Source organism: Phaeobacter sp. JH20_26 (genome assembly GCF_048056275.1).
Taxonomy (GTDB): domain Bacteria; phylum Pseudomonadota; class Alphaproteobacteria; order Rhodobacterales; family Rhodobacteraceae; genus Phaeobacter; species Phaeobacter bryozoorum.
The window spans coordinates 1,089,651-1,113,611 of sequence record NZ_JAYMWL010000013.1 but is presented as its reverse complement, the minus strand read 5'-3'; the positions used below and the strand labels follow the sequence as shown (position 1 = coordinate 1,113,611).

The following is a 23,961-nucleotide window of genomic DNA, read 5'->3' as shown; positions in this document are numbered from 1 at the left end:
CTAGCCCCCAAACCCCCAGGATATTTCAGGCCAGAAGAAACGGCCGGTTCCGAAAGGACATCACATGAAAACAGCAGCAATCATCGGCGGCGGGGTTATCGGCGGCGGCTGGGCCGCGCGGTTCCTGCTGAATGGCTGGAACGTGCGGGTGTTCGACCCGGACCCGGAAGCGGAGCGCAAGATCGGCGAGGTGCTGGCCAACGCCCGCCGCTCGCTGCCGGGCCTGGGCAATGTGGCGCTGCCTGCGGAGGGCAGCCTGACCTTCCATGATACCATTGCGGAGGCTGTGGACGGCGCGGCATGGATCCAGGAGAGCGTGCCGGAGCGGCTGGACCTGAAACAGAAGGTTTATGCCGAGCTGCAGGCGCATTGTGCGCCGGATGCGGTGATCGGCTCTTCCACCTCCGGCTTCAAGCCGTCGCAATTGCAGGACGGGCGCGAGAACCCCGGTCAGATCGTGGTCGCGCATCCGTTCAACCCGGTCTACCTGCTGCCGCTGGCGGAGCTGGTCACCACCGGGGCCAACCCGGCGGGTGTTGTCGACCGCGCCAAGGCGATCATCACCGAGATCGGCATGTACCCGCTGCACCTGAAGAAAGAGATCGACGCCCATGTGGCGGATCGCTTTCTGGAGGCGGTCTGGCGCGAGGCGCTGTGGCTGGTGAAGGACGGTATCGCCACCACCGAGGAGATCGACAACGCGATCCGCTACGGCTTTGGCATCCGCTGGGCGCAGATGGGTCTGTTCGAGACCTACCGGGTGGCGGGCGGCGAGGCGGGCATGAAGCATTTCATGGCGCAGTTCGGCCCCTGCCTCAGCTGGCCCTGGACCAAGCTGATGGATGTGCCGGAGTTCACCGATGAGCTGGTCGACCTGATCGCGGGCCAGTCGGACGAACAGTCCGGCCAGTATTCGATCCGAGAGCTTGAGCGGCACCGGGACGACAACCTGGTGGGCATGATGCGGGCGCTGGGCGCAAACAACTGGGGTGCGGGCGCGCTGCAGAACAGTCATGACCTGAACCGCGAAGGCGAGGCCGGGCTGGTGCGCCGGATCGAAGACCTGAAAGACCTGAGCCAGCCGGTTCTGACCCAGAGCCGCGTGGTGCCGCTGGATTGGACCGATTACAACGGCCATATGACCGAGAGCCGCTATCTGGATGCGTTCGCGCAGTCCACCGACCGGCTGATGATGATCATCGGCTGCGATGCGGAGTATATCGCCAGTGGCGGCAGCTATTTCACCGCTGAGACCCATATCCGCCACATCGACGAGGTGCATGCTGGCGACCCGATCCAGGTGCGGACACGGGTGATCATGGGCGCTGGCAAGAAGATGCACCTGTGGCATGAGATGTATTCGGGCGAGCGTCTGCTGGCGACGGGCGAGCATATGCTGCTGCATGTGGATCTTGCGACCCGCCGCTCTGCTCCGCCTGCGCCGCATATCGAGGCCAATCTGGTGAAGCTGGCCGAGGCGCATTCCGCATTGCCCGCGCCCGACGGGCTGGGCCGCGCCATCGGCGCGCCACGGTGAGTTCTGAAGGCATGAGCCGGGTTCTGATCACCGCCGGCGGGTCAGGAATTGGCCGCGCCCTGGCCGAGGGCTTTGCCGCCGCCGGCCATCAGGTCTGGGTCACGGATGTGAGCGCCGTCGCACTGGCAGACGTGCCGGAGGGCTGGAGGGCGACGGCAGTGGATGCCACCGATGAGGCGGGCGTCAAGGCGCTGTTTGCGGAGATCGCTGACGCCTGGGGCGGGCTCGATGTGCTTTGTGCCAATGCGGGCATCGCTGGGCCGACCGCATTGATCGAGGATATTGCGCTGGAGGACTGGCGCAAATGCGTGAGCGTCAATCTGGAGGGCTGCTTTCTGGCGGCGAAATACGCCGCACCTTTGATGAAGGCGGCAAAGGCCGGGTCGATCATCGTGACATCCTCAACTGCCGGGCAGTACGGTTATCCGAACCGGGCACCTTATTGTTCGGCCAAATGGGCAGTGATCGGGCTGATGAAGACGCTGGCGATGGAGCTTGGCCCCTTTGGCATCCGCGCCAATGTGATCTGTCCCGGAGCGGTGGAGGGGCCGCGGATGGAAGGGGTGCTGGAGCGCGAGGCGGCGGCCAAGGGCATGACCCGGGATGAGGTCTATGCGGGCTATGCGTCCGGCACCTCGATGGGCCGGTTTGTCGAGGCCGAAGACATTGCCAATATGGCGGTTTTTCTGGGGTCGGACTCGGCGCGGCTGGTATCGGGGCAGGTGATTGCGGTTGATGGCCACACGGAGAATCCGGACCCGAAGCTGTGACGGTGGAGCGGCGGGCGGAAAGGCCTGCCCAACGGTGAAATGTTCTGCCCGGCTGCAAGGCAGGCGCAGCCCTCGGTGTTAGGTGGAACCTCTGCTGATCGCGGCGCTGAGCGCTCTGAGCCGTCCCGGCAGCTGCCGGGCGGTGATATCGGCCTCGCGCACCAGATTGTCGAAATGGCTGGTGAAGGTGGCAATCCGCTCCTTGTCGCGGAAGGCCAGATAATGCGAGCCGGCATAGAACACCCCTAGGAGCGGGCCGAAGATGGTGATCGGTGAGGAATAGAGCCGCTTGGCATCAAAGAGATAGATGCGCAGGCGGGGGTAGAGTTGCTCACAGAGGCGTTCAAAGTGGGTAAGCTGCTCCCGCCGGATCTCTGCCGACAGCCCCTCATAGTAGCCGACGCCCTGAGCAAAGCTCTCCAGCTCATAGATGGGCATGGCGATTTCATAATCGGAGGCTGATTGGCGCATCCATGTCAGACGATCCTCCGACGCGCCGATGGCCTGATCGGCGGTGCGGCCCAGATGCGGGGCATATTCCCATTCCAGCAGGGCGCGGGTTTTCAGCATGTCGGGCAGGGCGGCGGGTACATGGCGGATCTTGTAGCCCTGTGCCTCCTGGTGCCATTCAAAGATACGTTCATCCACCAGCGCGCGGGGGGCCTCGGTCATCGTCAGGCTGGCGGCCACCAGATCGGCGGCGTTCTCCGGGCGGTCCGACAGGCTGAGGAGCCAGTCGGCAGAGACGCCGAGGGCCGCAGCGCAGGCGCCGACCACATGGGCGTTCGGCAGCCGCGCGCCGGCGTCGGTCAGCAGTTGCGAGATGGTGGAGCGGTCGACGCCGATGGCGCGGGCCAGCGCGCTCTGGCTGAGGCCGCTGTCGCTGAGCGCGCGGTTGAGACGCAGGCGGAACTGTTCGGCGCGCAGCCGTTTGTCCAGAATTTCAATCATGTGGTGATTATTATCATTGTTGCTGAATTTTGTTAATCATATTCCGAATTCTGCATTGTGTCGCGCCGGGGTAGGCCTGAGGGGAGCCGGAAAGACAGGAGGATGCGGATGGAAACGCGGGCGCGATCCGTGGCGAAGGCGGTGATCTGGAACCTGCTTGGCCTGATAATGATGGCGGGCGTTGGCTGGCTGGTGACCGGATCTGCCGGGCTGGGCGGCAGGCTTGCGATCCTGAACAGCTGCGTCGGGTTCCTGTGCTATGTGATCTATGAACGGGTCTGGGCAGGCGTGGGCTGGGGGCGGCGGCATGTCTGATCCGCATACCGCCCGCAGCGCTGGCCTAGACCGTTTCGTGCTCAATCCGGGGCGGGTCGAATGGGGCACGCTGGGGCTGATGCTCGGCTGTTACGCGGTCTGGGGCGCGGCGCTGATCTGGCTGCCACCTCTATCTGTCTGGCTGGCGGTGCCGGTTCTGGCCTGTCTGATCACGTTGCATTCCTCGCTTTGTCATGAGGCGCTGCATGGGCATCCGTTCCGCCTGAGGGCGCTGAACGAGGCGCTGATGGCGCTGCCACTGAACCTTGCCATTCCTTATGGCCGGTTTCGCGACACCCATCTGGCGCATCACCGGGATGAGCGGCTGACCGATCCTTATGATGATCCCGAAAGCAATTACCTGGATCCGGCGCGCTGGCGGCGGCTGGGGCTGCCGGCGCGGCTGCTGCTGCGGGTGAACAACACGCTTCTGGGGCGGGTGCTGCTGGGGCCGCTGCTGGGGCAGATCCGTTTTATGGTGGCGGACTGGCGGCTGATCCGGGGCGGGAGCATGGCAGTGCTGCGCGACTGGCTGCTGCATATCTTGGGGGCTGGGCTGACGTTGTGGCTGGTGGGACAGAGCGCGCTGCCGCTATGGGCCTATCTGCTGGCGGCCTATCTGGGGCTTGCGATCCTGAAGATCCGCACCTTTCTGGAGCATCGCGCCCATGTCAGCCCGGCGGCGCGCACGGTGATCATCGAGCGGGGCGGTGTTCTGGGGTTTCTGTTTCTGAACAACAACCTGCATGTGGTGCACCATAGCCATCCGGGGGTGCCCTGGTACGCGTTGCCGAAGCTGTACCGAAGTCGGCGCGCGGAGTTTCTCAGGCGCAACGAAGGCTATGCCTATCCGTCTTATGGCGCGGTCCTGCGCCGATATGCGCTGCGCGCAAAGGATCCAGTGGCACATCCGATCTGGTCAGAGCGCCCATAGCGCCCCATAAGGGCGGTATGACATTGTGGATCCCCATCGCTATCGCCGCGGCCAGTTTCCAGACGGTTCGCTTCATGCTGCAAAAAGTGCTGAGCAGCGTCACGCTGTCGTCGGCCGGCGCGACCTTTGCCCGGTTTGTCTATTCGGCGCCGGTGATCTGGGCTGGGCTGCTGGCCTATCTGGCGATATCGGGGCAGGGGATGCCCGCGCTGACCGGGCGGTTCTGGGTGTTTGCCACCATTGGCGGGACGGCGCAGATCCTTGCGACCGTCTGCGTGGTAGCGCTGTTTCGCCAGCGCAATTTTGCCGTGGGCATCACCTTCAAGAAAACCGAGGTGATTCAGACCGCGCTGGTGGGGCTGGTGGTGCTGGGCGATCAGATCACACCGCTGGGCTGGCTGGCCATTGTCATCGGGCTTTGCGCGGTGCTGGTGCTGTCGAAGACGCCCGAAAGCAAGGGGCCGTGGTGGCGGCATCTGTCCAGCCCGGCGTCGCTGCTGGGGCTGGGATCGGGGGTGCTGTTTGCCTTTTCCGCGGTGAGCTACCGCGCCGCCTCGCTTGAGCTTGACGCGCTGGCGCCTGCGTTTCGTGCCGGGGTCACGCTGGCCATTGTGGTGAGCCTGCAGACGCTGTTCATGCTGGTCTGGCTGAAGTGGCGGGAGCCGGGCGAAATCGCGCGGGTCTGGGCGGCGCGGCGGGTGGCGATCTGGGTGGGCCTGACCAGCATGGCGGGATCCTTCTGCTGGTTCTGGGCCTTCACCCTGCAGAACGCGGCCTATGTAAAGGCGCTGGGACAGATCGAATTGCTGTTGTCCCTGCTGGCATCGGTGCTGTTTTTCAGGGAACAGATCACGCGCCGGGAAATCCTGGGCATGGGCTTGCTGATCCTGTCCATTCTGGCACTGCTGCTGGCGATCTGAGCGATCGTGCGGGCAAGGCAACTGGCCGGGGGTCAGCCGTCCTGCGGCATCGGATAGCCGTTCAGCCGCAGAAAATGGCTCGATTCATCATCATTGCGAAAGAACGGCACGCTTGCGGGCGGGCCTTCCTGGCGGATGCGGCGGGTGACCTCGGCGAGCACCACCTCGGTGATGAAGGGCAGATCATAGGTGCGCACCTGGCTGAGCGGGATCCATTGCAGGTGCGACAGCTCATCCGAGGCGCGGGAGAAATCGTCGATATCGCTGCTGACATGCGCCGCATCCACCAGAAAGAACCGCGCATCAAAGCGGCGCGGGCGACCGGGGGGCGTGATGGCGCGAAAGACAAATTGCAGCGCCTCGGCGGCAGGCAGATGACCGGTGGCGGCAAAATCGACCCAGTCGGGGGTGGGGGCTGTCGGCCAGCTGCCGGGCTGCCCGAGGATGAGGCCGGTTTCCTCCCACAACTCGCGGATGGCTGCGGCGGCAAGGGCGTGATGCAGATCCTCCTGCGCCTGCTCCGTCAGCCGTTCGCGACAGAGGGGCGGCAGGGCGCTGGCGAGCGGGACATCGGCGTCGCCCGGATCGACGGCGCCGCCGGGAAAGACCACCTTGTTGGGCATGAAGGCGGCCTTTGCCCCGCGCTGCCCCATCAGCACCTGAGGGTCGTCGCCCATCCGGTCGCGCACGGCGATAATTGTCGCGGCGTTGCGGATCGGTGTTGTGTCCCGGCGGGCAGTGGCGGCATCGGCGTAGCCGGTGTCCATGGTTGCCTGGGCCGGGCTGGGCGATTTGCTCATGTCTGGGTCTTCCTGTCGATTTTCGGGATCAGCTGTTCTTGCCGAAGCCGTGCATCCGGCGTGCCCATTGATAGGCGATCACGATGCCTTTCATCCGTGGCAGGAGGAACAGCGAGGACAGCAAACAGCCCAGCGAGAACACCGTGAAGGTGACCATCGGCTCGGGCCGCCAGGTGAAATAGACCACATGCAGCAGCGGGGCCATGATGTGGCCGACTAGCAGAATGGTCAGATAGGCCGGGCCGTCATCGGCGCGCGCATGGGTGAGATCAAGCCCGCAGTTGGAGCAGCTGTCGTTCACCTTCAGATAGGAGTGCAGCAGCTTGCCTTCGCCGCAGTTGGGGCATTTGCACCGCCAGCCGCGCAGAACGGCGGGCATGGTGGGGCGGTCTTCCTGATCGTTCGATTGAATATCGGCCGAAAGGGCCACAGATGACTCGGTCATGACAAATCCTATCTTTTGTTCGCTTATCTGAGCGTTTCTCCCATAAGTTTAAAGAGGCAGTGCGCCACAGTGCGTCGGCATGCCGCAAGACTGCGCTGCCAAGTGCTTCAGTGCAATGGACGGTTGAAACTTTCTGCGACGGTTTTGAAGTTTTTGCGACGGAACCCGGATGGGGCTGCGTTTTGTTTCTGTGATCGGCAGCATGGGGCTGCCTGCTGCAAGAGGACGCGCAGATATGAAGCATACCAATTTTATTGCCGCTGTTGTTGCTGTCGGAGCTCTGATCGGGGCCACCGGTGCGATCGCCAAACCGGGGTTTGCGGGCAAGGGCGGGCATGGTCCACGGATGAGCTTTGAGGAGATGGACACCAATGGTGATGGTCAGGTCACCAAGAGCGAGATGGAAGGTCTGCGCGAGGCGCGCTTTGCTGCTGCGGATGCGGATGGCGATGGCAAGCTGACGCTGGCGGAGATGGAAAAGGCTGCCGAGGCCCGTGCCAAGACCCGTGCCGCAGCGATGCTGGAGCGGATGGACGCCAACAAGGATGGCGCGCTGAGCCTGGATGAGTTGCCGAAACCGCGCCGGATCGGAAAGATGTTTGACCGCGCCGATGCCAATGACGATGGTGCAATCAGCAAGGATGAATTCGAAGCTGCCCGGGCAAAGCTCCGTGACCGCCATGGCGCTGGTCACCGACCACGCGCCGGGGCGCAGGACAGCGGGACGGAACAGAACTGATCCGATACGAGAGGTGCATAATTCTGCCGATACCCTGCAGCGGGCCCGTGATGAGGGCCCGCTGATGTCACCGCCTGACGTCAAGGCGGCGGCTGATGCGGGCGCTGTGGATGGTCCTGTGTTGGATGATCCCGATGGCGCCTTACTGATCCGATTTGCGGCGGGCGACCGCGATGCGGCCGGTTTGCTGACCTCGCGGCTGGCGCCTCGGGCCTTAGGGGTCGCGATGCGAGTTCTGGGCAACCGGGCCGAGGCCGAGGATATCGCCCAGGAGGCAATGGTGCGTCTGTGGCGACAGGCGGAACATTGGGAACCCGGACGGGCGCGGCTGTCGACCTGGCTCTACCGTGTGGTGATGAACCTCTGTATCGATCACAAGCGCCGCCTGCGCGGGGGGCATGTGGATCTGGATGCGATACCCGATCCGCCCGATCCGTCGAAATCCGCCGCAGAGAAGATGCAGGATGGCGCGCGGCAGGATGCTTTGCAGGCGGCTTTGATGCAGCTGCCGGAGCGTCAGCGGCAGGCGGTGGTGCTGCGCCACATTGAGGATCTGCCGAACCCGGAAATTGCCGGGATCATGGACATCAGCGTCGAGGCGGTCGAAAGTCTGACCGCGCGGGGCAAGCGGGCGCTGGCGGCTCTTCTTGCCGGGCGGCGGGCTGAACTGGGGTATAGTGATGGTTGATAAAACTGGAAAAACTGCGCCCGCGGATATGGGCGATGATGCGCTGCATGAGCTGGATCCGGCGGCGCTGGAAGCTGCGGAGCTGGCGCTGGACGATCTGTTTGCCGAGGCGCGAACCGCCGCACCGATGGCGCTGCCCCCGGCATTGGAGCGCGCGATCCTGAGCGATGCACAGGCGACGCAGGCGGCGATCCTGCAGCGCAGCGTGCCTGTGGGGGATCTGGCGGCTGAGCCCGCTGATATGCGCGACCGGATTTTTGCCGGGCTGCGGGATCTGTTGGCCGGGCTGGGCGGATGGCCTGCCCTAGGAGGCCTTAGCGTGGCGGGCTCGGCGGGGCTGTGGATCGGGCTGGCGCCGCCGTCGTTCCTGCCCGACCCGGTGAGCCTTGCCGGGCTGGAGATGAGTGAGGATGCGTTGCCGGATGACAGTTACGATCTGGCGATGGTGCTGAGCGAGGAGATGGAATGACCAACGAACCCCCCAGACCTGAGCGGCGTCGCTGGATGCGCTGGCTTCTGATTGCCTCTCTGGCGCTGAACCTGGTGATTGTCGGCATTGTGGGCGGGGCCGCCTGGCGGTTTGCGGGCGGCAGGGCCGCTGCCGGGATGCCACCGCCGGTGGGCGCGATATTGTTCCGGGATCTGGAGGCCGAGACCCGCCGCAGCCTGCGCAAAGCGGCAGAAGGCGAGCACGGCAGCTATCAGGGACGGCGCCAGGCCGAGGCGCGCAAGGTGGTGGATCTGCTGCGGGCCGACCCCTTTGATGCCGAGGCGCTGAGCGGAATGCTGGATGAACACGCCGAGCGGCGGCATGGGTTCCAGCGCTCGGTGCAGGCGGCCTGGCTGGATCAGGTGGTGGCGATGAGCCCGCTCGAACGGGCGGCCTATGCCGACAATCTGGAACAGCGGATCAAACATCCGCGTCGGCGCCGGTGGCCGCATTGAGCCATTTCTGCGCAGGCTAACAGGCATGAGGTGCGAATGATCGGGATATAGCACCTCGTCTAATTGCAGCCATACCAAACGGGGCAGTGAGAGGATCGCTGCCCCGTTTCATGTTTCTGGACCCTTCGGCTGCTCGGCCGGTCCTGCCTGCGTCTGTGCCAGTGGCCTGCCGGGTTGTCCCGGTCTGTGGCCGCTGGCGCCCATAACACTGTCCCGTGTCTGGTGGTCGTGGTCTGTGTCCTGCGCCGCGCCATGGTCCGCGCGGATATCTCTGAGCCATTTGCCCCGCAAGAAGTCCCGGAGCCGTGGTGGACTGCGTCAGGCGGCAAGCTCCGCGAGCGAGACCTGATTGCGTCCGGCATGTTTGGCCGCGTAAAGCGCCCGGTCGGCATTGGTGATCAGGGCGCTGACGGCGCTGTCCTGATCCTGAGGCGACAGCGCGGTGCGGCTGTGCTGATCTGCCGGGGTCGATCGCCCGCCGATCACCGCACCGATGCTGATGGTCACATAGATCGGTGTCTCGACACCGGCGATGTGAAACGGCTTGCTGTTGATCCGGTTACAGAGATCGCTGGCGGCGGCCTCGGCCATGGCCTCGCCGATCGCGGGCATCACGATCATGAATTCCTCGCCGCCGATGCGGGCGAGCAGGTCTACCGGGCGCAGCGCGGTCTGCAGGCGCTTGGCCGCTTCGATCAGCACGGCGTCACCAACCGGGTGGCCGTAGAGATCATTGATCTGCTTGAAGTGGTCCAGATCGGCCAGCATGACGGCAAATGTCTCGCCGGTCTTGGCCGATGTCTGCGCGACGCGCTCCAGAAATGGCTTGGCATAGCGGCGGTTGAAGAGGCCGGTCATCGGGTCTTCGACGGCGGCGCGCAGCCCGTTGCGCAGATTGTCGCGCAGCTGGTCGATCCGCGCCTTGTTGCGCAGCTGGCTATCCAGTCGCAGCGCCAGTTCGGCGACATCGAACCCGGACTGGAGCACATCATGAGCGCCCCGGTCCAGAGCTTCTGCGGCGATGGCGGGATCGGCGGGGTGGACGACAGCGATGACGACGGATTTCCGGGTGGCGGCGCGGGCGCGCAGGTCGGCCAGCAGGCGCAGGCCCTGCGCCAGCGTATTGCGGCCGAGTTCGATCACGATGGCATCCGGCACCGGTTCGCGCATCAGCGGATGCACGGCGCTGAACTGGTGGTTGCACAGGTGGTAGGGAACCCGCGGCGCGAGCTGCGCCTGCCAGTAGACCGCAGTGGCGGTCTGTTCGGTGACCAGCGCGACATGGGCGCCGCTCAGACCGGCGCTGATATGCGGGCTGGACAGGGGAAGGGCATAGCCATGCGAGCCGCCCTGTTGCAGATGCAGCTCTTCCTGGGTGCTGCTGGCGCGCAGCAGGCTGCGGATGCGGGCCTGAAGCATGGTGTCGTCGAGCGGCTGGCAGAGCACGTCGTCGATGCCGGTGCTGAGAGCGGCCAGACGGCGGTCGGCGTCGCTGTCGCGATCAATGGCGATCATCGGGATTTCGGCAAGCTGGTCATCTGCGGCCAGCGCCTGTTTCACATCCATCGCCTCGCCATCGGGCAGTGACATCGCGCTGAGGATCAGGTCGGGGCGGCAGCGTCTGGCGGTCTTGGCAATATCGGCGACCGTTTCGGCCTGAACCACCCGGTAATAGGCGGCGGACAGCTGGACCTTTAGCATGATCCGGTTGGTCGCAACCCCGTCGATGATGAGGATAGTGCCTTGCACGTGGTGCCCTTTCGCCCCTTGCATTGGAATTGACTCAAGTTTTAATGAGACTGGTTAACAAACCCTTTCGTATTTTCATCAATTTGACAGCGAAGTGTCAGGAATGTGTGCCCATATGCTATTTTCCGCCGATGCAGCCGAGACTTTGGGCTTAAAAGCGCTTGCCTGGCTGGCGGGCAATGATGAGTTGCTGCCGGTTTTTCTGGGCGCAACCGGAGCGAGCGAGGCGGATCTGCGCGATCAGGCCGCAAATCCCGAGTTTCTGGGATCCGTCCTTGATTTTCTGACCATGGATGACGCCTGGGTCATGCAGTTCTGCGACAGTGTCGGGCTGGCCTATGATCAACCGATGCAGGCGCGGATGGCGTTGCCCGGCGGTTCGCAGGTGCATTGGACCTGAGCCACGCGGCGGGGACGCCCAGCCACGACTCCCAGCCGGGACGGCAGGTCTGCAACGGCTGTGATGGCGGGAATGTGACGCTGACGTGCGCGGCCGGTGGGCGCGGTGTTAACCGGTTTGATTAACCTCTCTGAACCAGGCGATCTGGGCGGTGCTGCCGCGCTCTGGTGTGGGGCGTGGCAATCGCCTATGACTCGGGCGACGTCTCCGGCAGCCTGCGGGCAACCGTTCCGCGTCTGACCCGTTGCGCTGATGTCAGGGCGCGGGATGAAACAGAGCTTTGATCTAGGAGAGCCCATGCCCGTTGATGCCCTGTTGTTCGACAAGGACGGAACCCTGTTCGACTTTGCCGAGACCTGGAACCGCTGGACCCGGCGGATGCTGGAGCTGCTGTCGGACGGCGATGCCGAGCGGTTGCAGGCGATGGCGGCGGCGATAGATTTTGACCTGGAGACGGGAAAGATCCTGCCCAGCAGTCTGGTGATCGCCTCGACCAATCGACAGGTTGCCGAGGCTCTGGCGCCATATGTGTCGACGATGGATCTGGATGCGCTGGAGCGTTACATGGCTGAAAGCGCCGGGGCGGCAGAGCTTGCAGAGGCGGTGCCATTGGCGGCCTTCCTTGATGATCTGCTGGCGCGGGGCAAGGTGCTTGGGGTGATGACCAATGATGCGGAACTCTCGGCCAAATCGCAGCTGAGCCGCGTCGGTGTGCTGGATCGCTTTGCCTTTGTGGCGGGGTTCGACAGCGGCCATGGCGCAAAGCCGGATGCCGATCCGCTGCTGGCCTTCTGCGCCGCCACCGGGATCGCACCTGAGCGGACGGCGATGGTGGGCGACAGCCTGCACGATCTGGAGGCCGGTGCGGCGGCGGGGATGCGACGGATCGCGGTTCTGACCGGCCTTGCCGGGGCCGCAGAGCTGGAAGCGCACGCCGATGTGGTCCTGCCGGATATTGGCCATATCCCGGCCTGGCTGGATCGCTGACCGGCGGTCAGGGTTTGACGGACTGGACACATATGCCCAGAAATATGTGTTCTGAGACGGTTTGGCGCTGAAAAGCGACAAAACCTGTCGGGAACAGGCATTCCTGCCCGGTGTGAACAGGGCCTGCTGAGAGACATGAGCCGGCGGTCGGGCGCATCTCAATGTGTCTGCTGCGGCTGGATGACAGCAGGGGAGGGCCGCCATGACATCCGAGACCAGATCCAGACGGCGCGGTGGTGGGCGCGCGGGGGCAGCTGCCCGGCGCGGCGATGCGGTGATCGAACAGATGCCCTGGTCGATTCCGCGCAACATCGACCGCCCGGTGGAACCGCTGGGGCCTGAGGGGGTTGCGGCGATCCATGATGGCGCGATGCGGATCCTGGAAGAGATCGGCATCGTGTTCCTCAACGATGAGGCGCTTGCGATCTTCAGGGAAGCGGGTTGCAAGGTGGTCGGCGACCGCGTGCATCTGGATCGTGAGTTCGTGATGGAGATGATCGCCAAGGCACCGTCTGAGTTCACCATCACCCCGCGCAACCCGAACCATAGCCTGCCGGTGGGCGGCAATCACCTGCTGTTCGGCAATGTCTCCTCGCCACCGAACTACTGGGACATGTCGCTCAATGCGAAGGTGGCTGGCACCCGCGAGCAGTGCCAGAACCTGCTGAAGCTGACCCAGTATTTCAACTGCATTCATTTTGCCGGTGGCTATCCGGTGGAACCCGTGGATATCCATGCCTCGGTGCGGCATCTGGACGTGGTTTATGACAAGCTGACGCTGACCGACAAGGCGATGCACGCCTATTCGCTGGGCAAGGAGCGGGTCGAGGATGTGATGGAGATGGTGCGCATCGCCGCAGGGCTTACTCATGAGGAGTTCGAGGCCCGTCCGCATATGTATACCAACATCAACTCCACCTCGCCGCTGAAACATGATCAGCCGATGATCGACGGCTGTCTGCGGCTGGCGCGCCGTGGTCAGGCGATTGTCGTGACGCCCTTTACCCTGGCGGGGGCGATGGCGCCGGTGACCATAGCCGGTGCAGTTGCGCAATCCATCGCGGAGGCGCTGTCGGCCATTGCCCTGTTTCAATATGTGCGCCCGGGGACGCCCTGCGTGATCGGCACCTTTACCTCCAATGTGGATATGAAGTCCGGCGCCCCGGCCTTTGGCACGCCGGAATATATGCGCTCGACCCAGATGACCGGGCAGATGGCGCGCTACTATGGGCTGCCGATGCGATCCTCCGGTGTCTGTGCGGCGAATGTGCCTGATGGGCAGGCGATGTGGGAGACCTCCAATTCGCTCTGGGCGGCGGTGCAGTCCGGCACCAATATGGTCTATCACGCGGCGGGCTGGCTGGAAGGCGGGCTGATCGCCAGCCCCGAGAAATTCATCATGGATTGCGAAATTCTCCAGCAGATACAGCGCTATATGCAGCCTGAGATCATTGGGACCGGCCCTGAGGATATCGCGTTGGACGCCATTCGCGAGGTCGGGAACGACGGCCATTTCTTTGGCATCCAGCACACGCAGGACCGCTACAGCACCGCGTTTTACCAGCCCTATCTGAGCGACTGGCGCAATTACGAGGCCTGGGAGGCGGCAGGCGCCATCTGGACCCCGCAGCGCGCCCATAACCTGTTCAAGGAGATCATCGCCCGGTTTGAGGCTCCAGCGCTGGATCCCGCTCTGCGCGAGGAGCTGGCGGAGTTTGTCGCGCGGCGAAAATCCGAGGGAGGTGCCCCGACGGACTTCTAATCCCGGTTGAGGGGAAGTTTCGCCTGTTCGGACCTCTGCCATTAATTGATGCGATTGTATAAATCAGGACGGTCTAACGAGAGAATCGCAACCATGACTGATCCGGATACCGCGACCTTGCTACGGGCCCGCTTGCCGATGGTGGCGTTGGGGGCTGGCAGCGGGTTTGCCTTCTGGCTGCTGGCGCGGTCCTGGGATCAGACGGTCCTGCCGGAGGCCGGGTTCCTGGCGGTATTTGCCTTTCTCTCCAGCTTTTGCGGTGCGGCGCTTGCGATGATTGGCCCGGTATCGCTGGCGCGGGCGCTGCGGGGGGCGCTGTGGATCGCGCTGCCGATCACGGGTCTGATGCTGCTGGCGGGAACGCGGTACGAGGTCGCAACAGGTCTCTTTGACAACCAAGTTCTGGTCCTGGTGGCCGTGGTGCTGGTGGCGATCGCCTGCCCCTTTGTTCTGTTGCGGATGGCGCAGCCGGGGCGCTGGATGCGTTTTGCTGATCTGTCGTCGGCCAGCTGGGGGATGCTGTTCCGGCTGTCCTGTGGCGCCGGGTTTGTTCTGGTGTTCTGGATCCTGGGATTCCTGTCCCATGCGCTTCTTGATCTGGTGAACATCACCCTGCTGGAGGATATCGCCGAGATCGACTGGCTGGCGCTGATGCTGAGCGGCGCTGTCTTTGGGCTGGGGCTGGCGGTGGTGCAGGATCTGGGTGGCAGCGGTGCGCCTCAGCTGCTGTTCCGGCTGCTCAGCCTGCTGTTGATCCCGGTGGCGCTGGTGGTCGGCCTGTTCCTGGCCGCTATCCCTGTGCAGGGGCTGTCCAGCGCCTTTGGCCAGCTGTCGTCGGCGGGAACCCTGATGGCGATGGCTCTTGTGATGATGATGCTGGTCTGCGTGGCGCTGACCTGGCAACAGCACCCGAGCGGGGTCAACGGGGCTGCCGCGCGCCTGCTGGCGGGTGCGCTGATGCTGGTGACCGGGCTTGCCGTCTGGGCGGTGCTGATGCGCGTGCGGCAATATGGCTGGACCCCGGATCGGGTCTATGCGCTGTGGTTCGCGGCGGTCTTGCTGCTGCATGGGCTGGCCTATGCCGGCTGTGCCGTCTTTGGCGGGTCAGGGTGGCCCGGTCGGCTGCGCCGGGCGGCTGTTGGCCTTGCGCTGGTGACCGGGGCCGCCTTGGCCCTGATCCTGACACCGGTTGTGGATGCCGGGCGCATTGCCGCCAAGAGCCAGGTGGCGCGGGTGCTGGCGGGCGAGGCCGATGCGGCGGAATTGCCCCTGTGGCAGATGGCGCATCGGTGGGGGACGGCCGGGCGCGACGGGCTGGAGCAGCTGGCGGCCTATGCCGAGGCCTCGGGCAACACGGATCTGACGACCCGGCTGCAAGAGGCGCGCAGTGCCGCGACCTATTGGGAACTGGCGGCGGATGTGCAGGATGTCACCGATGATCTGCGCCGGGACCTGCTGGAGGTGATGCCGGTGCAGCCAGCCGGAGCGGCGCCGACCCCTGAGGATTTCAGGGGGCTGAGACGTTATCAGCTGGTCCGCTGGATCCGGGGCTGCAAACAGCTGTTGCCGGATGGCGCCGCCGGATGCGTGCTGGTTCGCGGGCCACTCGGGGTGAGTGCTGATGCGGCCGACGATCAGGCGCTGCTGTTGTTCAGAGAGGGCCGCAACGGTGCCCAGCTTGAGAGTCTGGCCCTGCGGTTTGGCCCGGATGGGGCCGAGATGCTGGGCAGCGTTCTGCTTGGAGAGGCGGCCCGGACAGAGCAGACCATAGCGCAGGTCGAGGCCCTGCTGGCGGCGGCGCAGGCGGGTCGTTTCGAAATCTCGCCCGCGCGGCAAAATACGTTGAAATTGGGCGATTTGGAGGTTCTGATAACCCCCTGATCGACGGTTGAGGGAAAACCGTAGCAATTTTAATTGTTGGCCCTTTATTAACCAGGCTGGGCCAAAAGTAGAGACATGTAGCAAGGGGCCAGTGATGCACGGTCTGATCAACAGGGCATTCCAGGCGTTTGTCAGCACCACCTTCGGAACGGAGAGCTGGCAGGCGATTATGGATACGGCAGAGCTCGGCTTCAGCGAGTTCGAAGCCATGCTCACCTACACGGATGAACAATCCCAGACCATGCTGCGCACCGCCGAAGAGCTACTGAGGCGTCCGCTGCCTGAAATGCTTGAGGATATGGGCACGTTTCTGGTGTCGAACCCGCAGTTGGAGTCGCTGCGCAGATTGCTGCGGTTTGGCGGGGTTAACTATGTGGAATTCCTGCATTCTCTGGACGATCTGCCGGATCGTGCGCGGCTTGCGGTATCGGATCTGAACCTGCCCGGACTGGAACTGATCGAACAGGCACCGGGGCAATTCGAACTGCACTGCCAGCCGGGTCTGCCGGGCTATGCCCATGTTTTGATGGGCGTGCTTCGGGCGATGGCGGATGACTACGGCGATCTGGTCTTCCTTGACCACTCCGGCACGCAGGACAATGCCGAGGTGATATCGATCACATTGGTCGAAACCGAATTTGCCGAAGGCCGGGCCTTCGATCTTGGGGCCCATTCGCTATGATGCTGAGCATGCAGGAAATCTCCTCCATCGCCAATGAAATCTGCCCAATGCATGTGGTCATTAACCATGAGGGTCGGATTACCGGGGTCGGACCGACGCTGCGAAAGCTGCGCCCGGATACGGAATGGCTGGGCAGCAGGTTCTTTCGGATCTTTGATCTGGCGCGGCCGCGCCGGGTGCGCTCGACCGAGGATCTGATGAAGACGGCAGGGGCCAAACTGCACCTCAATTTCCGCGATGCGCCGCAGACCGGCCTGAAGGGGGTTCTGGCACCGTTTCCAGAGGGAAAGGGTGGGTTCATCAACCTGTCTTTTGGTATTTCCGTGCTTGAGGCCGTGCGTGATTATGACCTGACCAGCGCCGATTTCTCCCCCACCGATCTGACCATCGAGATGCTCTATCTGGTTGAGGCCAAATCGGCCGCGATGGAGGCGTCACGCCAGCTGAACCTGCGCCTGCAGGGGGCAAAAATTGCCGCCGAGGAACAGGCCTTCACTGATACACTGACCGGGGTCAAGAACCGCCGCGCGATGGATCATATCCTCAACCGGCTGATTGCCTCGGGCCGGGATTTCTCGTTGATGCATGTGGATCTGGATTTCTTCAAAGAGGTCAACGACACGCTTGGTCACGCCGCCGGCGATACCGTGCTACAGCGGGTGGCAAAGCTTATGGTGCAATGTACCCGCCAGAACGACACCGTTGCCCGGGTCGGCGGGGATGAGTTTGTTCTGATCTTCGAGGGGCTTATTGACCGGATCCAATTGTCGGGCATCGCGCGCCGTCTGATCGCCAGCATTGAAGAGCCGATCCCTTTTGGCGACAAGACCTGCAAGATCTCGGCGAGCGCAGGCACCGCGCTTTCTACGATGTTTTCTGCCGGGCTGGATGCCGCGACACTGCTCAATCAGGCCGATGTGGCGCTCTATGCGGCGAAAAACGCCGGGCGCGCGCGCCATTTCTTTTACCAGCCGGGTATGGAAGACAAAGACACCGTCAAGCCGATTTAAGCGGCTGTTCCGCGGCGGCGCGACCTGCGCGCGGCCTTCAGGCGTCTGATGCTCCCTGTGGCCTGATTTCGCGACCGGCGAGTTGGACCTGTCTTGTCGGCAGACGTCGCTGGAGGCGCATCGGAGGCAGTTTTTCAGATGGATTTGCCAGATCACCCGTTGCGCAGGGGCTCAGCATCTGCGGGGAAAACGGGTGATATATTCGAGACCCGGATACCCTTTGAACCCACCAACAGGATCAATCGGGTCTCAAGCGCGTAGGCATCTCGAAGCAAAATCGGGGGAGATACAGTGGCAGCCCGTAGGGGAATCGAACCCCTCTTTCCAGGTTGAAAACCTGGCGTCCTAACCGATAGACGAACGGGCCACTTGGTCTGTGAGGGGGTGTTTACTGAGTACGCTGCCCCGGTGCAAGAGGGATTTTCACAAGAAGACCAGTTTTTTTCCAAATCGCAAAAATCTCTGCAAGCTTCTGAAAAACCTCAGAATATAATCAGAGCTTTTCGGATTTATTCGAACGGGCCGTTTGCCGGTGTTGCAAGGGAACATGACGGCGGGAGACCCGCAGGCAGGCCACGCAGACGCGCAAAAGGCAACAGGGGCGTCACGATCAGCAGGGATATGCAAGGGGAGGAAAAGTGGCAGCCCGTAGGGGAATCGAACCCCTCTTTCCAGGTTGAAAACCTGGCGTCCTAACCGATAGACGAACGGGCCACTTGGTGTGAGCGGGTGTTTAGTGGCTCAGGCCGGAAGCCGCAAGCCAAAAAACACCGGCATCGCGATTTATTTTGTCCCCGCCAAAAGCTGGAGATTGTTGTGCTCTCCCTGGCTCTGCTGGCGGCGCGCGGTCAGGCCTCTGCCGCATCCTCCAGTCGCAGCTGCACCGACTGTCGGCCGCCCCAGGTGTTGATTTCAAGGCGCCCGGCAAAATGGAACCGCGCGCCGCCGTGGTCCAGCAGGCGCTGTCCCAATGGGGTGTCAAAGGCACCAAAGCAGATGGCGTCAATCCCGCTGCTCAGCCCGTCGCTGAGCGAGAGTTTCAGATGGCTTTCACCAACCCGTTTGGCAAAGCGTACCTGCAGATCGGGGAACCCGTAGCGCGGGGCCGGCGCGCCCGCGCCGAAGGGGCCCGCCTGTTCAATCTGTTCGATCAGCGATACCGTGGCGGCGCCCGGCATCAGCATTCCGTCGAGCTTCAGGTCGCTGGGCCCCAGATCACCGGCACCTTGCTTCGCCAGCAGCTCGCTCAGCCGTGCCATGGCGGGCTCCAGCTGGTCGCGCGCGACAGTCAGACCAGCGGCCATCTTGTGACCGCCGCCCTTGATCAGCAGCCCTTCGGCTGCGACCCGCTGGATCGCGGCGCCAAGGTCGATGCCGCTGACAGAGCGGCCCGACCCCTTGCCCTCGTCGCCGTCAAGGCCGATGACAATGGCGGGGCGACCTGCGGCTTCCTTCAGGCGAGAGGCGACAATGCCGACAACGCCCGGATGCCAGCCCTCGCCTGCGGCCCAGACCAGCGGTGCATCCAGTCCGCGCGCCTCCGCCTGTTCCAGCGCCGCGGCGCGAACGGCGTTTTCAATATCACGACGCTCGGTGTTCAGCTCATCCAGCCGGGCCGCGATTGCCTCGGCCTCGGCAGGATTCGTGGTCGCCAGCAGGCGCGCGCCCAGATCGGCCTTGCCGATGCGGCCACCTGCATTGACCCGAGGCCCAAGCAGGAAGCCGAGGTGATAGGTCGAAGGGGCCGAATCCATCCGCGAGACATCGGCCAGCGCCACCAGGCCGGGGCGCTGGCGGGCGGCCATCACCTTCAGCCCCTGACGGACCAGCGCCCGGTTGGCCTCGATCAGCGGCGCCACGTCCGCAACGGTGGCCAGCGCCACCAGATCCAGCAGCGCCATCAGGTCCGGCCCGGTGCCAAGTCCCTTGTCGCGCATCTGGCGGCGCAGCTCGACCAGCATCAGGAACACCACACCCGCGGCGCAGAAATAGCCCAGATCGCCGTCCTCATCCTGACGGTTGGGGTTCACCACCGCCACGCAGTCGGGAAGGGTTTCACCGCCCAGATGGTGGTCCAGAACCACCACATCGGCGCCTTTGGCGGCGGCAATCGGGCCGTGAGACAGCGTGCCGCAATCGACGCAGACGATCAGATCGTGATCTCGCGCCAGGGCGGCCATCGCCTCGTCATTGGGGCCATAGCCTTCGTCGATGCGGTCCGGGACATAGAGCGTGGCGCTCAGGCCGACCTGGTTCAGCCAGACCAGAAGCAGTGCGGCAGAAGACCCGCCATCCACATCATAATCGGCAAAGACCGCAATCCGCTCGCGCCGCTCCACCGCCTGCAGAAACCGGGCGGCGGCCTTTTCCATATCTTTCATCCGGCGCGGATCCGGCAGCAGCTCCTTCAGCTGCGGGGTCAGAAAGCCGCTGGCCTCATGCGCCGGGACGCCGCGTCGGGCCAGCACCTGACAGACGGCCGGGGGCAGGGTGGTCTGCTGTTCCATCATTTCGGCGGCGCGGGCGGTGTCCACGTCGGGACCGATCCAGCGACGACCGGTGAGCGAGGTCTCAACTCCCAGAAAGCTCATATCTGCGCCCCTTTCCTGCGTGCCCGCCCCTAGTCCGATACCGGGGCTGACCATGGCAAAGGCCGGATCTGCGCGGACCCGGCCTTTCACCTTTCTTCAAATACTCAAATCCCGACCGGTGCTGCAAGCCGCACGGTCAGAGCTTACTGATGCGCGCTCAGCGGAGTGCGATAGCTCATCCGGCGCACCGAGCCTGTCTTGGATCGCATCAGCAAGGTGGTGGTCTCAACCCAGCCCGGCTGGCGCTTGATCGACGGCAGCAGCGAACCGCCGGTGACGCCGGTCGCGGCAAAGATCACATCGCTGGTCACCATTTCATCACGGCTGTAGACCCGATCCAGATCGGTGATGCCAGCCTTGGCGGCGCGGGCTTTCTCATCGTCGTTGCGGAACAGAAGACGGCCAAAGATCTGCCCGCCCATACATTTCAGCGCAGCGGCGGCCAGCACGCCCTCAGGCGCGCCACCCTGGCCCATATACATGTCGATGCCGGTGATCTCGCTTTCGGCGCAATGCATGACGCCCGCAACGTCGCCATCGGTGATCAGGCGGATCGAGGCCCCGGTTTCGCGGACCTCGGCGATCATGGACTCATGACGCGGCCGTTCCAGAATGCAGACGGTGATGTCGCCGGGCGCGCAGTTCTTGGCCTTGGCGAGGGCTTCGACCCGTTCACGCGGGCTCATGTCGAGGGAGACGACATTCTCGGGCAGGCCTGGGCCGACAGCCAGCTTGTCCATATAGGTGTCAGGTGCGTGTAGCATGGAGCCGCGCGGTCCCATGGCAATGACGGTCAGCGCATTGGGCATGTCCTTGGCGGTCAGCGTGGTGCCTTCCAGCGGGTCCAGAGCGATATCGACGCCGGGGCCGTTGCCGGTGCCGACTTCCTCGCCGATATAAAGCATCGGCGCCTCGTCACGCTCGCCTTCGCCGATGACCACGACACCTGCGATGTCCAGCAGGTTCAGCTGCTCGCGCATGGCGTTGACGGCGGCCTGATCGGCGGCTTTCTCATCGCCGCGACCGATCAGCGGTGCCGAGGCCAGAGCGGCCTGTTCGGCCACACGGGCCAGGCCGAGCGACAGCAGGCGGTCGTTGAATGCGGCGTCGTTGGTGTCAGAAGTCATAGCCAATGTCCTATCTCAATCCCGGGTCGGTGCCGTCGCATACCCTGCATCTGGCAGCGCGGGCAAGGGCAGTTGGCGGTAACGGCGCGCTGCAATCGGCGCCGCTACCGTTGTTTTTCTGCGTTTGGGCCTGTCAGACCTCTTCAATCCGCAGGGCAACGGGTTCGCTTGCCACCACATCGGTCTTGGCGAGGTCTTCCAGCGCGGTCTGCAGGGTGCTGGAGGTGCATTTGTGGGTGACGATCAGCACAGGAGCGGTCGGTTCGGTATGGCCGTATTGGCGCATCCGGTCGATCGAGATGCCGGCATTGCCGAGGGCCGCCGCCACCTTGGCCAGCGCGCCGGGTTTGTCCAGCAGCGCCAGGCGCAGGTAATGCGGTGCGGCCAGGCTGGTGCGGGCGGCGGGGGCATCCTCCAGCGAGGTGGCAGGCTGACCAAAGGTGGCCAGACGAGTGCCACGGGCCAGATCGCAGATATCGCCCAGGACCGCGCTGGCGGTTGGGCCCTCGCCGGCGCCGGGGCCGCGCAGAACGATCTGTTCAACTGCGTCACCTTCGATCACGACCATATTGGTGCCGCCTTCCAGCTGGCCAAGCGGTGAATCCGCCGGCACCAGACAGGGTGTCATGCGCTGTTCCAACCCACGCCCGGTGCGCTGTGCAACGCCGAGAAGCTTGATGCGGTAGCCCATGTCGGCGGCGTGGCGGATATCATCCAGGCTGATGCGCTGGATGCCTTCCAGCTGCACGTCGTTGAAGGCGGGCTTGGTGCCGAAGGCGATGGCCGAAAGGATCGCAAGCTTGTGCCCAGCATCAATGCCGCCCACATCAAGGTTCGGATCGGCCTCAAGATAGCCCAGGCGGCCGCATTCCTCGAACAGGGCATTGTAGCCCTGACCGGTGGCTTCCATCTGGGTCAGGATGTAGTTGCAGGTGCCGTTCATCACGCCCATGACGCGGGTGATCTGATTACCGGCCAGACCTTCGGTCAGGGATTTGATCACCGGAATGCCGCCGGCCACAGCGGCCTCGAAACGGATCACGCGGCCTGCGGCCTCGGCCTGTTCGGCCAAAGCCTGACCGTGGATCGCCAGGAGCGCCTTATTGGCGGTGACCACATCCTTGCCCGCGGCCAGCGCGGCCTCGGTGGCGGCTTTTGCGGCGCCTTCATGGCCGCCCATCAGCTCGACAAAGACATCCACATCGTCGCGGGTTGCCAGCGCCACGGGATCGGTTTCCCAGGCGTAGTCGCCGAGCGGGACGCCGCGATCCTTGCTTGCGTCGCGCGCCGAAACCGCGGTGATCTCGATGCGGCGTCCGGTGCGGGCCTCCAGCATGGCCGCCTGCCGACGGACGATCTTGACCACGCCGGTGCCAACCGTGCCCAAACCTGCGATACCAAGGCGAAGCGGCTCTGTCATAGCTGGGGATCCTTTAATTCCGAAAGACGTCTCCCCGCCTTAGCGGGTTCGGCGCAGCGGTGCAACGGCAGCGGCGGCTCCGGGCGGACAATTCCGAAGAGCGGGTTTTGGCGGCAGCAATGCAGCCGCATGAGACGGATCAGCAGGGGCTGGGACCAGCGCGGAGGATCCACGCGCAGGGGGATCTCGACCGGCGCCCAAGGCAGGTGCCGCTTAGGGCTGGGCAGCGCGCAGCGCATCGGCGCGGGCCTGAAGGCGGGCAGCGCGGGCCTCCAGCGTCTGCTCGAGCGCTTTGCTCTCCTCGGCGGGGGGCGTCTCGGGGGTCAGGGCCTGCTCCAGCGGAACAAGGGCCGGATAATCGGCACCGCGCAGGTCTGGGGTCAGCCGGTCTTCCAGCTCCGGCACCCGCGCGCAGCCGCAGAGCAGCACGGCCGCGGTCAGCAAGGTCAGGCGCATGGTGGTCCCGTGGCTGATCCATGCCGCCCGCTCGTCATCAGTTGCGGGCATCTGCGGCCGGTTCTCGGGCTCTGCGGTCAACTGCATCAAAACCATCCTTGTTCGCTGTTCCCTTGATGCACATATTGGTGAAAAGGCACAAGCGGGGCTTTTATCTGAACATCTGTTCAGATATTGTTGAGGCATGGCACGTACCCAAGGTTCACATTCCGATATCACAGGCCCACGCATCCGTGCCGCCGCCCTGCAGCTGTTTGCCCAGCATGGGTATGCGGCTGTTTCAATGCGCCAGATCGCATCAGAAGTCGGGGTGCAGGCGGGGGCGCTCTATAACTATACACCAGACAAGCAGAGCCTGCTGTTCAGCCTGATGGAAGGTCACATGACCGAGCTGTTGCAGGCCTGGCAGGATCAGCGCAGCCCCGATCAGGCGGTTACAACCGGCAGTGCCGAGGACCATGTGGTGGCGCGGCTTGAGGCCTTTACCCGGTTTCACATTCGCTTTCACCTAGAACGGCCCGATGCGGTGTTCATCGCCTATATGGAGCTGAGAAACTTGTCAGAGGACAATTTCGCAGCCATCGAATCCCTGCGCCGCGAATATGAAAATACGCTGGAGACCATCTTGAAGGATGGCGTGCGGCTGGGGGTGTTTCACATCCCCGATACCAAGATCGCGACGCTGGCGGTGATTGCGATGCTGAACGGTGTGATGACCTGGTATCGCAGCGGTGGACGTCTGTCGCTGGATGAGGTCGAGGCGATTTACTGGGATATGGTGCAGAAATCCGTGCGCGCCTGACAGCCCGACAGCGGGCGCGGCGCTGTTTGCGTCGCACCCGCCGGGGCGGT

General features: G+C 63.9%; 24 protein-coding genes and 2 tRNA genes. 16 read left to right on the top strand and 10 right to left on the bottom strand.

Annotation, left to right across the window (positions count from 1 at the left end; genetic code table 11):
• The first annotated feature begins 64 nt into the window (after positions 1-64).
• Both VWY60_RS11160 and VWY60_RS11155 read left to right on the top strand, forming a co-directional pair.
• On the top strand, positions 65-1,537 hold the full coding sequence (locus tag VWY60_RS11160) for a carnitine 3-dehydrogenase (protein ID WP_416540489.1): 1,473 nt from the start codon (positions 65-67) through the stop codon (positions 1,535-1,537).
• An 11-nt stretch (positions 1,538-1,548) separates the two neighbouring features.
• The gene (locus VWY60_RS11155; RefSeq protein ID WP_416540488.1) at positions 1,549-2,307 is read left to right on the top strand and encodes an SDR family oxidoreductase; all 759 of its coding nucleotides are present in this window, start codon (positions 1,549-1,551) and stop codon (positions 2,305-2,307) included.
• Positions 2,308-2,385: 78 nt separating this feature from the next.
• Here VWY60_RS11155 and VWY60_RS11150 read toward each other — a convergent pair whose 3' ends face one another.
• A complete protein-coding gene (locus VWY60_RS11150) occupies positions 2,386-3,258 on the bottom strand; it encodes a helix-turn-helix domain-containing protein (protein ID WP_416540487.1) in 873 nt (290 codons plus the stop codon).
• Between the two features lie 108 nt (positions 3,259-3,366).
• Between VWY60_RS11150 and VWY60_RS11145 the strand changes: the two genes are divergently transcribed.
• From VWY60_RS11145 to VWY60_RS11135, 3 genes are read left to right on the top strand one after another with little or no spacing between them, the layout of a single operon-like run.
• Complete coding sequence (locus VWY60_RS11145) at positions 3,367-3,573, top strand: DUF2061 domain-containing protein (protein WP_340544921.1); 207 nt, start codon at positions 3,367-3,369, stop codon at positions 3,571-3,573.
• Positions 3,566-4,507 carry a fatty acid desaturase gene (locus VWY60_RS11140; RefSeq protein ID WP_416540486.1) on the top strand — a complete coding sequence of 314 codons (942 nt, stop codon included), beginning with the start codon at positions 3,566-3,568 and terminating at the stop codon, positions 4,505-4,507. The genes VWY60_RS11145 and VWY60_RS11140 overlap by 8 nt, the downstream gene beginning before the upstream one ends.
• 17 nt (positions 4,508-4,524) lie before the next feature.
• Complete coding sequence (locus tag VWY60_RS11135; protein WP_340544924.1) at positions 4,525-5,427, top strand: DMT family transporter; 903 nt, start codon at positions 4,525-4,527, stop codon at positions 5,425-5,427.
• A 32-nt stretch (positions 5,428-5,459) separates the two neighbouring features.
• Here VWY60_RS11135 and VWY60_RS11130 read toward each other — a convergent pair whose 3' ends face one another.
• Positions 5,460-6,227 (bottom strand): NUDIX hydrolase, encoded by a 768-nt coding sequence (locus VWY60_RS11130; protein ID WP_416534784.1) that lies wholly within the window; start codon positions 6,225-6,227, stop codon positions 5,460-5,462.
• A gap of 28 nt (positions 6,228-6,255) precedes the next feature.
• Entirely contained in the window at positions 6,256-6,672 is a 417-nt protein-coding gene (locus tag VWY60_RS11125) for a DUF983 domain-containing protein (protein ID WP_416540485.1), read from the bottom strand.
• 235 nt (positions 6,673-6,907) lie between these two features.
• Here VWY60_RS11125 and VWY60_RS11120 point away from each other — a divergent pair, with 235 nt between their 5' ends.
• The 4 genes from VWY60_RS11120 (at position 6,908) to VWY60_RS11105 (ending at position 9,044) form a co-directional block, all read left to right on the top strand.
• On the top strand, positions 6,908-7,411 hold the full coding sequence (locus VWY60_RS11120; RefSeq protein ID WP_416540484.1) for an EF-hand domain-containing protein: 504 nt from the start codon (positions 6,908-6,910) through the stop codon (positions 7,409-7,411).
• 64 nt (positions 7,412-7,475) lie between these two features.
• Complete coding sequence (locus VWY60_RS11115; protein ID WP_416540483.1) at positions 7,476-8,099, top strand: RNA polymerase sigma factor; 624 nt, start codon at positions 7,476-7,478, stop codon at positions 8,097-8,099.
• On the top strand, positions 8,092-8,568 hold the full coding sequence (locus VWY60_RS11110; protein ID WP_416540482.1) for a hypothetical protein: 477 nt from the start codon (positions 8,092-8,094) through the stop codon (positions 8,566-8,568). The genes VWY60_RS11115 and VWY60_RS11110 overlap by 8 nt, the downstream gene beginning before the upstream one ends.
• Positions 8,565-9,044: a periplasmic heavy metal sensor gene (locus VWY60_RS11105; protein ID WP_416540481.1), complete on the top strand. Its 480-nt coding sequence runs from the start codon at positions 8,565-8,567 to the stop codon at positions 9,042-9,044. Before VWY60_RS11110 ends, VWY60_RS11105 begins: the two co-directional genes overlap by 4 nt.
• A 318-nt stretch (positions 9,045-9,362) precedes the next feature.
• Here the strand turns inward: VWY60_RS11105 and VWY60_RS11100 are convergent, their stop codons facing one another.
• Positions 9,363-10,793, bottom strand: a complete 1,431-nt coding sequence (locus tag VWY60_RS11100) for a diguanylate cyclase domain-containing protein (RefSeq protein ID WP_416540480.1) — start codon at positions 10,791-10,793, stop codon at positions 9,363-9,365.
• Positions 10,794-10,908: 115 nt separating this feature from the next.
• Between VWY60_RS11100 and VWY60_RS11095 the strand changes: the two genes are divergently transcribed.
• The 6 genes from VWY60_RS11095 to VWY60_RS11070 all read left to right on the top strand — a co-directional run bounded on the left by VWY60_RS11095 (position 10,909) and on the right by VWY60_RS11070 (position 17,515).
• On the top strand, positions 10,909-11,193 hold the full coding sequence (locus tag VWY60_RS11095) for a DUF3572 domain-containing protein (protein ID WP_340544939.1): 285 nt from the start codon (positions 10,909-10,911) through the stop codon (positions 11,191-11,193).
• Between the two features lie 297 nt (positions 11,194-11,490).
• The gene (locus tag VWY60_RS11090) at positions 11,491-12,180 is read left to right on the top strand and encodes an HAD family hydrolase (protein WP_416539306.1); all 690 of its coding nucleotides are present in this window, start codon (positions 11,491-11,493) and stop codon (positions 12,178-12,180) included.
• Positions 12,181-12,382: 202 nt separating this feature from the next.
• Entirely contained in the window at positions 12,383-13,942 is a 1,560-nt protein-coding gene (locus tag VWY60_RS11085; protein ID WP_416540479.1) for a trimethylamine methyltransferase family protein, read from the top strand.
• Between the two features lie 93 nt (positions 13,943-14,035).
• Positions 14,036-15,823 (top strand): DUF4153 domain-containing protein, encoded by a 1,788-nt coding sequence (locus VWY60_RS11080; protein ID WP_416540478.1) that lies wholly within the window; start codon positions 14,036-14,038, stop codon positions 15,821-15,823.
• 94 nt (positions 15,824-15,917) lie between these two features.
• Positions 15,918-16,505: a heme NO-binding domain-containing protein gene (locus VWY60_RS11075; RefSeq protein ID WP_416540477.1), complete on the top strand. Its 588-nt coding sequence runs from the start codon at positions 15,918-15,920 to the stop codon at positions 16,503-16,505.
• The gene (locus tag VWY60_RS11070; RefSeq protein ID WP_340546291.1) at positions 16,505-17,515 is read left to right on the top strand and encodes a diguanylate cyclase domain-containing protein; all 1,011 of its coding nucleotides are present in this window, start codon (positions 16,505-16,507) and stop codon (positions 17,513-17,515) included. Before VWY60_RS11075 ends, VWY60_RS11070 begins: the two co-directional genes overlap by 1 nt.
• A 292-nt stretch (positions 17,516-17,807) precedes the next feature.
• Here VWY60_RS11070 and VWY60_RS11065 read toward each other — a convergent pair.
• The 6 genes from VWY60_RS11065 to VWY60_RS11040 form a co-directional block, all read right to left on the bottom strand.
• Positions 17,808-17,882: transfer RNA gene (locus VWY60_RS11065), tRNA-Glu, on the bottom strand.
• 272 nt (positions 17,883-18,154) lie between these two features.
• Positions 18,155-18,229 (bottom strand) — tRNA-Glu (locus VWY60_RS11060).
• A 134-nt stretch (positions 18,230-18,363) separates the two neighbouring features.
• A complete protein-coding gene (recJ, locus tag VWY60_RS11055) occupies positions 18,364-20,106 on the bottom strand; it encodes a single-stranded-DNA-specific exonuclease RecJ (protein ID WP_416540476.1) in 1,743 nt (580 codons plus the stop codon).
• Between the two features lie 143 nt (positions 20,107-20,249).
• Positions 20,250-21,233: a class II fructose-bisphosphatase gene (glpX, locus tag VWY60_RS11050; protein ID WP_416540475.1), complete on the bottom strand. Its 984-nt coding sequence runs from the start codon at positions 21,231-21,233 to the stop codon at positions 20,250-20,252.
• 133 nt (positions 21,234-21,366) lie between these two features.
• Complete coding sequence (locus tag VWY60_RS11045; RefSeq protein WP_416540474.1) at positions 21,367-22,653, bottom strand: homoserine dehydrogenase; 1,287 nt, start codon at positions 22,651-22,653, stop codon at positions 21,367-21,369.
• A gap of 213 nt (positions 22,654-22,866) precedes the next feature.
• Complete coding sequence (locus VWY60_RS11040) at positions 22,867-23,196, bottom strand: hypothetical protein (RefSeq protein WP_416540473.1); 330 nt, start codon at positions 23,194-23,196, stop codon at positions 22,867-22,869.
• Positions 23,197-23,293: 97 nt separating this feature from the next.
• Between VWY60_RS11040 and VWY60_RS11035 the strand changes: the two genes are divergently transcribed.
• Positions 23,294-23,911, top strand: a complete 618-nt coding sequence (locus VWY60_RS11035; protein ID WP_340544955.1) for a TetR/AcrR family transcriptional regulator — start codon at positions 23,294-23,296, stop codon at positions 23,909-23,911.
• Positions 23,912-23,961 lie beyond the last annotated feature (50 nt).

What these genes read in the sequence shown, in the direction of transcription:
- VWY60_RS11160 (WP_416540489.1), top strand. Translation starts at nt 65, where the DNA reads ATGAAAACAGCAGCAATCATCGGCGGCGGGGTTATCGGCGGCGGCTGG.
- VWY60_RS11155 (WP_416540488.1), top strand. Translation starts at nt 1,549, where the DNA reads ATGAGCCGGGTTCTGATCACCGCCGGCGGGTCAGGAATTGGCCGCGCC.
- VWY60_RS11150 (WP_416540487.1), bottom strand. Translation starts at nt 3,258, where the DNA reads ATGATTGAAATTCTGGACAAACGGCTGCGCGCCGAACAGTTCCGCCTG.
- VWY60_RS11145 (WP_340544921.1), top strand. Translation starts at nt 3,367, where the DNA reads ATGGAAACGCGGGCGCGATCCGTGGCGAAGGCGGTGATCTGGAACCTG.
- VWY60_RS11140 (WP_416540486.1), top strand. Translation starts at nt 3,566, where the DNA reads ATGTCTGATCCGCATACCGCCCGCAGCGCTGGCCTAGACCGTTTCGTG.
- VWY60_RS11135 (WP_340544924.1), top strand. Translation starts at nt 4,525, where the DNA reads ATGACATTGTGGATCCCCATCGCTATCGCCGCGGCCAGTTTCCAGACG.
- VWY60_RS11130 (WP_416534784.1), bottom strand. Translation starts at nt 6,227, where the DNA reads ATGAGCAAATCGCCCAGCCCGGCCCAGGCAACCATGGACACCGGCTAC.
- VWY60_RS11125 (WP_416540485.1), bottom strand. Translation starts at nt 6,672, where the DNA reads ATGACCGAGTCATCTGTGGCCCTTTCGGCCGATATTCAATCGAACGAT.
- VWY60_RS11120 (WP_416540484.1), top strand. Translation starts at nt 6,908, where the DNA reads ATGAAGCATACCAATTTTATTGCCGCTGTTGTTGCTGTCGGAGCTCTG.
- VWY60_RS11115 (WP_416540483.1), top strand. Translation starts at nt 7,476, where the DNA reads ATGTCACCGCCTGACGTCAAGGCGGCGGCTGATGCGGGCGCTGTGGAT.
- VWY60_RS11110 (WP_416540482.1), top strand. Translation starts at nt 8,092, where the DNA reads ATGGTTGATAAAACTGGAAAAACTGCGCCCGCGGATATGGGCGATGAT.
- VWY60_RS11105 (WP_416540481.1), top strand. Translation starts at nt 8,565, where the DNA reads ATGACCAACGAACCCCCCAGACCTGAGCGGCGTCGCTGGATGCGCTGG.
- VWY60_RS11095 (WP_340544939.1), top strand. Translation starts at nt 10,909, where the DNA reads ATGCTATTTTCCGCCGATGCAGCCGAGACTTTGGGCTTAAAAGCGCTT.
- VWY60_RS11090 (WP_416539306.1), top strand. Translation starts at nt 11,491, where the DNA reads ATGCCCGTTGATGCCCTGTTGTTCGACAAGGACGGAACCCTGTTCGAC.
- VWY60_RS11085 (WP_416540479.1), top strand. Translation starts at nt 12,383, where the DNA reads ATGACATCCGAGACCAGATCCAGACGGCGCGGTGGTGGGCGCGCGGGG.
- VWY60_RS11080 (WP_416540478.1), top strand. Translation starts at nt 14,036, where the DNA reads ATGACTGATCCGGATACCGCGACCTTGCTACGGGCCCGCTTGCCGATG.
- VWY60_RS11075 (WP_416540477.1), top strand. Translation starts at nt 15,918, where the DNA reads ATGCACGGTCTGATCAACAGGGCATTCCAGGCGTTTGTCAGCACCACC.
- VWY60_RS11070 (WP_340546291.1), top strand. Translation starts at nt 16,505, where the DNA reads ATGCTGAGCATGCAGGAAATCTCCTCCATCGCCAATGAAATCTGCCCA.
- recJ (WP_416540476.1), bottom strand. Translation starts at nt 20,106, where the DNA reads ATGAGCTTTCTGGGAGTTGAGACCTCGCTCACCGGTCGTCGCTGGATC.
- glpX (WP_416540475.1), bottom strand. Translation starts at nt 21,233, where the DNA reads ATGACTTCTGACACCAACGACGCCGCATTCAACGACCGCCTGCTGTCG.
- VWY60_RS11045 (WP_416540474.1), bottom strand. Translation starts at nt 22,653, where the DNA reads ATGACAGAGCCGCTTCGCCTTGGTATCGCAGGTTTGGGCACGGTTGGC.
- VWY60_RS11040 (WP_416540473.1), bottom strand. Translation starts at nt 23,196, where the DNA reads ATGCAGTTGACCGCAGAGCCCGAGAACCGGCCGCAGATGCCCGCAACT.
- VWY60_RS11035 (WP_340544955.1), top strand. Translation starts at nt 23,294, where the DNA reads ATGGCACGTACCCAAGGTTCACATTCCGATATCACAGGCCCACGCATC.